Source organism: Paenibacillus sp. P4_A7, assembly GCF_056402455.1.
Window position 1 is genome coordinate 1 of the sequence record NZ_JBFUHJ010000239.1, and the last position, 8237, is coordinate 8237.

The 8237-nt window shown below is 42.8% G+C and carries 8 protein-coding genes and 1 pseudogene; all 9 read left to right on the top strand.

The genetic code is table 11. From position 1 onward, the window contains the following. Positions 1-160: 160 nt before the first annotated feature. Entirely contained in the window at positions 161-298 is a 138-nt protein-coding gene (locus tag AC1DWN_RS21995) for a hypothetical protein (RefSeq protein ID WP_477561041.1), read from the top strand. 235 nt (positions 299-533) lie between these two features. Further along, on the top strand, positions 534-1523 hold the full coding sequence (gene liaF, locus AC1DWN_RS22000; protein ID WP_477561042.1) for a cell wall-active antibiotics response protein LiaF: 990 nt from the start codon (positions 534-536) through the stop codon (positions 1521-1523). A 7-nt stretch (positions 1524-1530) separates the two neighbouring features. Further along, on the top strand, positions 1531-2556 hold the full coding sequence (locus AC1DWN_RS22005) for a sensor histidine kinase (RefSeq protein WP_477561043.1): 1026 nt from the start codon (positions 1531-1533) through the stop codon (positions 2554-2556). Positions 2557-2559: 3 nt separating this feature from the next. Further along, entirely contained in the window at positions 2560-3225 is a 666-nt protein-coding gene (locus tag AC1DWN_RS22010) for a response regulator (RefSeq protein WP_477561048.1), read from the top strand. Between the two features lie 66 nt (positions 3226-3291). Next, positions 3292-3705, top strand: coding sequence for a YugN family protein (locus tag AC1DWN_RS22015; RefSeq protein WP_477561044.1), 414 nt, complete (start codon positions 3292-3294; stop codon positions 3703-3705). Between the two features lie 185 nt (positions 3706-3890). Continuing rightward, positions 3891-5561, top strand: a complete 1671-nt coding sequence (locus tag AC1DWN_RS22020) for a S1C family serine protease (RefSeq protein WP_477561045.1) — start codon at positions 3891-3893, stop codon at positions 5559-5561. Between the two features lie 84 nt (positions 5562-5645). Continuing rightward, positions 5646-6338, top strand: coding sequence for a response regulator transcription factor (locus AC1DWN_RS22025; protein WP_477561046.1), 693 nt, complete (start codon positions 5646-5648; stop codon positions 6336-6338). A gap of 4 nt (positions 6339-6342) precedes the next feature. Continuing rightward, positions 6343-7872, top strand: coding sequence for a sensor histidine kinase (locus AC1DWN_RS22030; RefSeq protein WP_477561047.1), 1530 nt, complete (start codon positions 6343-6345; stop codon positions 7870-7872). Between the two features lie 42 nt (positions 7873-7914). After that, positions 7915-8237 (top strand): annotated as a pseudogene (locus AC1DWN_RS22035) (4-hydroxy-3-methylbut-2-enyl diphosphate reductase); the annotation flags it as partial.

An 8237-nucleotide genomic window follows, 5' to 3' on the forward strand; every position in this document is an offset into this window, starting at 1 on the left:
AGGATAGGTACGGGCAAGCTTTCAGAGGCTTGGCTGAACAAGATTAACGTTGCATTTGAGGTTGGTAAGCCATTTCCTCAGACGTATTTAGAATCGTAAAAGCTCGAATAATAAATGACAACAATGCCATACTATTGATGAAAACGGGAGGTGAACCAACATGGCTAAAAACAAAAATAACAATGCCGCTCAAAATCAAAACAATAAAATGAATACAGAATTTGCAGAAGAGTTTAACCAGAACAACGCTGCAGGTAAACAAGCTTCGAACAATCAACAACAGAAGAATCAGAAGTAAATGTGATGCAATAAAAAAGAACCGTCTAGGAACTTCATTTTCCTAGACGGTTCTTTTTTTCGTCCAAAAACATTTAGCGACTGCATCAATCAGTGTGTATATATGGATATTTTTAGAAGTAGCTCAGTCTAGAGACCGATTGAACATTCAATCGGACGGCCCTTTTTCAAAAGGGGGACTGTCAGTTATACTAGACCTATCAAACTAAGATGGAAGCATAAGGAGCTGATGCTGCTTGAACGGAAATTTCGCAAATCGGTTGTTCACCGGATTAATCATCATTTCGATAGGCGTATTCTTTTTGCTACGGCAAACAGGTTATGTAACCTTTGATTTAGGTGATCTAATATCGATGTATTGGCCAGTCATCCTTATTATTTTCGGGATTAAGGGATTGTTATCTGGTTGTTCCAACGGATCAGGCAACAGCTGGTGGGGAGCTATTATGATCCTTGTCGGATGTATTTTCTTAGGTCGGAATCTTGATTTATTCTCATGGTCAATAGGTGACATTATCCCTTATATTTGGCCGGTTGTCGTTATTTTAGTTGGCATAAATCTAATTTGGAAACCTAAGTCGCGCAGACAGAAGCCGCCAGGCGAGGACTGGGAATCGTATCGACCATTTCCAGATCAATCATCTGTTCCCCCTGCACCGCCGCTTCATCCTGATCCAACGAAGCCGCCTACTGAGGCAGAGACTCAGCAKCAAACAAACGGGATTAATTTCAAAAAAGATTATGATAAACATGCGCAAGCGGATTCACCGCCTTATAAGAAATCGGCTCATGGTTGGAAGGATCAGCAGAAAGAGCATGTTGAATGGTGGCACCAATCGAGTTCAAACACACAGAACAGATCAGGTTTTATTGGTGATATTCATATCGGGCATGATTACTTTGACCTTAAACCGCTGAATGTCTCTCATTTTATTGGAGATACCGTGTTGGACCTAACGAAAGCACAAGTACCTTTTGGAGAAACGAGAATCAATATTTCTTCATTTATAGGTGATGTGAAGGTTTATGTGCCGAATGACTTCGAGGTTGGCGTGCAAGTCGTATCAAGTGCCTTTATCGGAGATGTGAAGATCTTGGAACGGAAGGAAGGCGGTTTGTTCACGAATATTAACATACAATCACCCTCCTACCAAGAATCTGAAAAACAAATAAAATTGATCGTGAGCACATTTATTGGTGATGTTCGTGTCACGAAAGTAGGGTGACCTTCTCATGATGGTTCGTTTCCTTAGAAGCGGGAAGTGGGAACTGATCGGGATGTTTGTTATTGCATCCGTCGTATCGTTGCTGCTTGCGGGTGCTGCATGGTTTGGATTAATACATGATATGAGACAGACGGAAACTCGCCTTTGGGCTGCTTCCGTCTTCCTGCTTGTGAGTGCGGCATTCGGTTATTGGGCAGCACAACGTATTGGGAGGCGTATCGACACCTTACATTTGTCACTAAAGCAAGCGGCAAACGGCAATTATACGGTCCGGATAACAGAAGAGGGCCACAATTCATTTATAGAGGTTTTCCGTCAATTTAACGAGCTTGCAGAGCAAATGGAAGAAAAAATGAAGTGGCTTCAAATAAGAAATGAAGAGTATATTATGACGGAATTTGCTTCTAATGAAGCGGCGGTACTCGAGGAACGCAAGCGGCTTGCGCGCGATTTGCATGATACGGTAAGTCAGCAGTTATTTGCTATTCATATGTGTGCCTCTTCTCTTCCGAAGCTGCAGCAGGTTGACCGTGAGCGAGCCGACTCCGTTCTTGATCAACTCGTTAGTATGTCAAATCTGGCGCAGAAGCAAATGCGTAATTTCATTGCTCAACTCCGTCCCATGGAGCTAGAGGGACGGACGCTATACGAAGCGCTGGATAAGTGGTTTCCAGATTATTGCCGTCAAAATCACTTGCAAGGTGAGCTGGGGTGGCGATTGAAGGAGCCGTTATCGGAAGCGAAGGAGCATCAGCTCTTCCTGATTGTTCAAGAAGCAATGGCGAATATCGTAAAGCATGCTGGTGCAAGCAGCTGTACGCTGACCTTCGCAGATAACAGGACGCAGATTGTAATGATTTTGCAGGACAATGGTGCAGGCTTTAAGGCCAATGAGGTTAAACGCGGCTCTTACGGGCTTTCGACGATGCAAGAGAGAGCGCAGAAGCTAGGCGGAGCTGCAGAAATATTGAGCAAGCCTGGCAGCGGAACCAGAGTAAAGGTAACCATACCAAATATGGTGGGGAGAGCATAAATGATGAGTGGTTCAGATCTAATAAAGATAATGATTGTCGATGATCACGATATGGTGAGAATTGGTTTACGCACTTATTTGATGCTAGAGCCTAAATTCGAAGTTATTGCAGAAGAAAGCAATGGCCAATCAGCTATTGATAGACTGTTGGCTAGCTCCGAAGAAGGTCATCCTGATATTATTTTGATGGATTTAATGATGCCGGGAATGAATGGTATCGAAGCTACAAGAGCCATTATTGCAAAGTATCCGTCGATGAAAATAGTTATGCTGACAAGCTTCCTTGAGGATGACAAGGTTTACGGCGCAATTGAAGCGGGTGCAGTGAGCTACGTGCTCAAAACCGTTTCAGCGGAAGAATTGATTTATGCAATTAATGGAGCTAATAAAGGAATGCCGGTTATGACTGCTGATGTGTCACAATCGCTAACAAGAGGCTTACGGCAGCGAACAGCGCAGTCAGGTGATGAAGGCTTAACAGAGCGGGAGAAGGAAGTGCTCCTGCTAATAGCAGATGGCCAGTCCAATAAAGAGATTGCAGAAGAGCTACATATCAGTGTAAAGACAGTGAAAACCCATGTCAGTAATTTATTAATGAAATGCGAGCTAGAAGATCGTACTCAGCTAGCTGTGCTTGCTCATCGAAAAGGCTGGGCAAATCGCACATAAAGAAAAAGGTTTCGGTTATACTACCTACTAGCGAAATTACCAATTGCGAGTGCAAAGGAGTATCTCATGATCCCTATATCATCTGTGCTGCAATCACAGGACCTTATTTATATTGAAACCAAAAGGTTGATGGAGTCACAGCAATTTAGTCTTGGAGGCAATTGGGAGTATGAGAATGGTTCATTCGACCGTCCTTTAGATGACGAGAATAAGGTGTGGCTGCGAATTCCATTTGAAGTTATTAACGGCCATATAGACAGCGAGACGCCAGATGATAATACAATGATACGATTAGGAACACCGTACGTGCTGAAGCATCTCTTCAATGAAGGGAATGACCCCACTGCCTCAGTACGCGTAATGGGTGCTATGTTCGATCAGTTTCAAGCGCCAGCTAATCCGGATGCCGAGATTGAACCAAATTGGGTTAACGATGCCCACAAAATTGTGAATGAATTAGAACGGATTTTTCCAAGCTGATTGTTCAACTTTTGAAAGAAAAAAACGTTTCCAATTCACTTGGGAACGTTTTTTTATTTCTGTTTAAATTCCTTTTAAGTTTGTTTTAAGGTAGAATGTGCATGATAGAACTAAATCAACTGATAAGTATATGAAACGGATGTTTCGTATGCATTATGTAATAAGATTCAAGGAGGAGAACTTACATGGATGATCAGGACAATAAAAAAGGGTATGATGATTTTTTTCGCAACAATGAGGAAGAGAAAGATGAGTCTGGTAAAGGCTTAAATGAAGCAAGTCAAGCAAACCCGCAGGACTTTGGTTCTCCCGATTCGCAAGAGCAATCGGTTAAGCCATCTTATTACTACTCATATGGACCGAGTAAAACAAATCCACAGCAGGAAGGTCATACATTGAATCAGCCTCCAGTCGCTGACCAGGCTCAATTGATTCAGGATCAACCTTATGGAACAACAGGTGCTAGGACTTATTCTAATGAAAATAACGGAGATTTTGAGCAACGGTCTGAACAACAGCAGGCACCGCAGCAGTTGCAACAACAATCACAGACGAGAGCATTCTCACCGTCGCAGTCATCAGGGAAAGGAACTTGGAAAGTACAAGAGAAGCCGCGTCGCACTTCGTTTCTAGCTATATTTGCTTCCTTCTTAGTAGGTGTTATTCTCGTTGGAACACTTATGTACGCGGCAGATACGAGTAATTGGTTTACGGATGAATCAGCAATGGCAACTCAAACCCAAGGTAACGGCTCAGGAGGTACATCGGCTGGCACTTCAGGTACTAATGGCAATGATGCAGCTACAGTTGCTGGTCGTCCGGAAAATATCGCTGGACTATTTGAAACAGCAAGTCCAGCAGTTGTTAAAATCGAGACCTATATCGACACAGCAAAACAAAACAGCGGTGGCAATAGCATGCTTGACGATCCGTTTTTCCGACAATTTTTCGGAGATGATTATTCTGGAAAAGCAGAATCTGAGAAGGGTAAAGAAAGTAAAATGCAGCAGAATGGCATTGGTACTGGATTTTTCTTTGATTCGACAGGATACATTTTGACAAACCAACATGTTATCGGTGAGGCTGACCAAATTAAAGTGACGGTACAGGGCTACAAAGAGCCGTTTACTGCTGAACTGCTGGGTTCCAGTTTTGAACTTGATTTAGCAGTGTTAAAAGTTACTAATGATAAAGAATTCCCAACATTACCGCTTGGTAAATCTGATGATATTAATATTGGAGACTGGGTAGTAGCTATTGGAAATCCATATGGGTTTGATCATACCGTAACGGTGGGTGTACTCAGTGCGAAGGAACGTCCAATAGACATCCAAGATACACAGGGTCAGCGGAATTATGAACATCTGCTACAAACGGACGCTTCGATTAATCCAGGTAACTCTGGCGGACCGCTGCTTAATGTAGACGGGGAAGTCATAGGGATAAATACAGCCGTTAGCTCCCAAGCGCAAGGTATTGGATTTGCCATTCCAACTAGCACAATTGAAGGTGTATTGGATAGCTTGAAAAGCAACGTTAAAATTCCTAAACCATTTATTGGGGCAGAGCTTCAAGATGTAAGTGCAGAATTTGCTAAGCAGTTAGGCATGGACAAAGTGGAAGGTTCGATCGTACGAAATGTTTATTATAATTCACCAGCGTATTTGGCTGGAGTGCAGCAATTTGACGTCATTGTCGGAATTGATGGCAAGAAATACAATACGACAACAGATCTTATTGCAGAAATACAGAAGAAAACGGTAGGCGAGAAAGTGAAATTGAACATTTTGCGTAAAGGCACCGCAACGGATGTACAAGTTGAGATTGGTGATAAAAACACCTTTAGCGGTGAATAGTAATAAAGATAAGTTTTTAATTAAAAAAAGCGCAGAGAGTCAGCATGCTCTGCGCTTTTTTATTGAAGAGCGGAGGACAAGCAGATGAGACAGAAAATTGTAGTTGTAGATGATGATGAAAAAATTATCTCATTGCTTCGGAGAAGCTTAGCATTTGAAGGGTATGAGGTAATGACTGCATCCAATGGCATGGAAGGGTTAAAGCTCCTGCTGACGACCGATCCAGATTTACTTATTTTGGATGTCATGATGCCGCAAGTAGATGGATGGGAAGTATGCCGGCGTGTTCGGGAGAGCGGCAGTACGGTGCCAATTATGATGCTGACAGCCAAAGATGATATTGTTGATCGCGTAAAGGGGCTTGATCTCGGTGCTGACGATTATTTGGTGAAGCCATTTGCTCTTGAAGAGCTTCTAGCGCGGGCGAGAGCGCTGCTTCGTCGTAAATCCGATAAAATTGAGGAATCCAGCAACCAGCTTGTTTACGATGATTTAATATTAGATATGGATGCAAGGGAAGCAATACGATCTGGACGGCGTATTGAATTAACATCTAAGGAATACGATTTAATGCTGCTGTTTATGCAAAATCCAAGACGCGTGCTAACACGTGATGCGATTATGGAAAAAATATGGGGTTACGATTTTAGCGGCGAATCAAATGTGCTTGAGGTATATATCGCGATGCTTCGCCAGAAGGTAGAGAATGGCAGCGATAAACGTATCATACAGACGGTGCGTGGAACGGGTTACGTGCTTCGCGGAGAGGCGGGGTAAGTCTATGTCAATCCGACTCCGGCTCACTCTTTGGTACTCCTGCCTACTAGCAGTGACGATGATTGCATTCGGCCTGTGTATCTACTTATTTGTTAATTGGAATACGTACGCTGATTTGAAAAATCAGCTTAAATTGCAGAATAGTAAAACGMCAATTATAGGTACCTTAAATTTTTGGGATCAGCTGGAATTAGGTGTTGATCCTCAATATCAGTTCAAAGTCGATCAGAAGGTTATGTATATTCAGTTGGTTAACTATAAAGAGGGTGCTATCACACAAACTGATAATCTGATGGATCAGGATATTATCATCCCTTACCCGGAGGTTAAGAGTAAACCTCGTGATGGATTTGTTAAGGTAAAGGTTGATGTGGACAAAAAGAAGTACGAGATGCTGACGTATCAGAGAGTAATTCGACTGACGGCAGACAACAGCACAGTTGGCTTATTGCAATTTGGTGTGTTCTCCTATAATGAAGACCGCTTCATGAAAGGTCTTCTTAAAATACTTATTTATTCATCATTAGTCGTTGTCTTAATTGCGTTCACTGTAGGATTATTTATTGCCAGGAAGGCGTTGCATCCTATTGAACGAGTTATTCGAGCGACGGAGCAAATTGAAAAGGGTTCTGATTTGAGTGTTCGCATACCGGCTTTCGGTCCAAATGATGAAATCGGCAAATTAGTCAGCACATTAAACATGATGCTCTCACGGCTCGAAATGGCTTATAATGAGCTGGATGAAGCCTATAAAGCACAGAGGAGATTCGTCTCTGACGCTTCGCATGAATTACGGACGCCTCTTACTACGATTCGTGGAAATATTGAGTTACTGGAGCGTATGTGGACAAAGGTGAAAGAAACGAATTTGAGCCAGTCCACTGGTGAGGGGCTGCCGCTGGATGCGAATCACTGGGAGCTGTCGAAGGAAGCGATGAGTGATATATCAGCAGAAGCGAAGCGAATGAGCACGCTTGTTAATGACCTGTTGGCACTAGCAAGAGCTGATACAGGTTACACAATGGAGAAGGTGCCGCTTGAGCTTCTTCCTTTGACAGAAGAGGTTATACGCAGAGCACAGCTGTTGCCGCGCACTGCTGAATGGAAAATTGGCGATTTATCCGCTTTACATGATGTAAGAGTTAACGCGAATCATAATTATTTGCAGCAGCTGCTCTTCATATTTATAGAAAATGCTTTTAAATATACGTTGGAAGGGTATATTGAGCTGAGTGCTGAGCGTAATGAACAGCAAATCGGTTTTGTAATTCAGGATACGGGTATTGGGATGAATCCTGATGAGATTCCGCATATTTTCGATCGTTTCTATCGGGCTGATGAATCTAGAGGGGTAACAGTAGGAACAGGCCTTGGATTATCCATAGCAAAATGGATAATTGATGAGCATAAGGGGTCCGTGAAAGTCGTGACTAGGGAAGGATTTGGCACGAAGTTTACGATCTGGCTGCCAATAAGCTTTGCGGACACGAGCGATTGGTCTATAATAGAATCAACAGATCGTAAATTTGATTAGAGGATACTGTCGAACTCTGATCAGAAAGCAGGTGTAATAGATATGGAAATTGTTAAAATATCACCACGTGGTTACTGCTATGGAGTTGTCGACGCGATGGTGTTGGCTTTGCAAACAGTCAAAAACTTAGACTTGCCGCGTCCTATATATATTTTAGGTATGATCGTTCACAATGCTCATGTAACAGAGGCATTTGAGCAGGAAGGCGTAATTACGCTAGACGGCGCTAATAGACTCGATATTTTGGATCAAGTGGAGTCAGGAACTGTTATTTTCACAGCACATGGTGTATCGCCTGAGGTTCGTCTGCGTGCTCGTGAAAAGGGATTGTCTGTTGTAGATGCGACATGTCCAGACGTTACCCG